We start from the raw sequence: 1386 nt of genomic DNA on the forward strand, positions 1-1386 counted from the left end.
CCTGGGCTCACCCCCGCTCGCGCGGGGAGATCCACAGCCGGGAACGAGCAGTTCGGGCGGGACTAGGCTCACCCCCGCTCGCGCGGGGAGATCCGGGAACGCCGGACAGGTGGATCATCACTCGATGGGCTCACCCCCGCTCGCGCGGGGAGATCCGACGGGGAACAGGCCGTAGTCGGCGGCGTCGGGGCTCACCCCCGCTCGCGCGGGGAGATCCCTTTTTGTGCTGGGAAATTCAGAGTGGGTTATCGTTTTGTGATCTTGTGGGGTGTTCACTTGCCGGGGTGTCGGAAGGTGTGGGGAGGGGCATTGATGATCAGTCTGCCATCGATAGCGTGGTTGGTGTAGCAGTATGGTGGTGCTGGTTTCGTAGCAGCGTGTGGACACTGGTTGCTACGCGGTCTCGTGGTCGGATGACTCGGTGAGATTGCACCTCCATCGCGCCGTGGTCGTCAGGTACGACAGACTCGCCGTCTGCCACGAAGGCACCGCGACCATCGTTGCCATCAACGACTGGTTCCACCTTCGTAAACAGACCCAGTGGTCGGCAGAGATCAACCAGAGCTCTGAGAAGCAACCAGCCAGGCATGCCGATTCCTTTGGCATTTTTCAGTATCGGCTATGCGTTTCGCTTCACTTCTGGTCAGGTGGCCCCGTTGGGATTGGGCTGACGTTCCAATGCTCATTGGTCAATTCACAGCGGTGCTGTGTAGCCGCAGTTCGTATACGGCTCGGTGCTTGCCTGCTCCCTTGTAGTCGGAGATGATTTCGACACCGTTGACGGTGTGGTCGCCGGGAACGTTGACGAAGCCCATGTGAATCCATGTGTCGTGTGCGGCGGTGTTGTCGGGCTCCGATGTCAGGTAGAGACGTTGGCACCCGAATCGGCGGCCGGTGTCTCGCACTGCTTGGAGCAGCGCTGTGGAGATGCCCTGTCGGCGGTGATCTGGGGCGGTGATCACGTCTTGGATGTACAGGTTCTCCGGGTGGTCCTGGCTACGGAAAGCGATGACCGCGCCGAGCACGTCGCAGAGCTGTGCGCTGTCGTAGATCAGGGCACGGGGGTGGCGGCGGCGCAGTCGTGCGACCGATACGCCGCGCCAGAAGCCACGCGCCAGCAGCCGAGGGAGACGCACGTCGGCGGCGTGGATGGCCCGGTGCGCGATCGCGTTCGGGGCCACGACCACCCCGAGTCCGGCGTGCTCGGTGCGGACGGTCAGCTCCAGGTCCTCGCAGGACAGATGTCGCCACGGGCGGACACCGAGCCGCTCGTCGAACACCGGAGTCGGGGTGGAGCGGGTGGCCAGGTTGCATCCGACCAGCCAGAACGGCGGGCGCAGCTCGCACGGCTCGCTCGGCCAGTCGGGCGGGACGAAGAACTGCGCG

The 1386-nt window shown here is 64.3% G+C and carries 1 protein-coding gene; it reads right to left on the bottom strand.

Going from position 1 to position 1386, the window contains the following annotated elements; genetic code table 11:
• Positions 1–689: 689 nt before the first annotated feature.
• On the bottom strand, positions 690–1386 hold a 697-nt coding region (locus BM150_RS23295), incomplete at its 5' end, for a GNAT family N-acetyltransferase (protein ID WP_245755700.1).

The sequence above is a fragment of the Actinopolyspora alba genome (genome assembly GCF_900112765.1).
In the GTDB taxonomy this organism is placed as follows: Bacteria; Actinomycetota; Actinomycetes; order Mycobacteriales; family Pseudonocardiaceae; genus Actinopolyspora; species Actinopolyspora alba.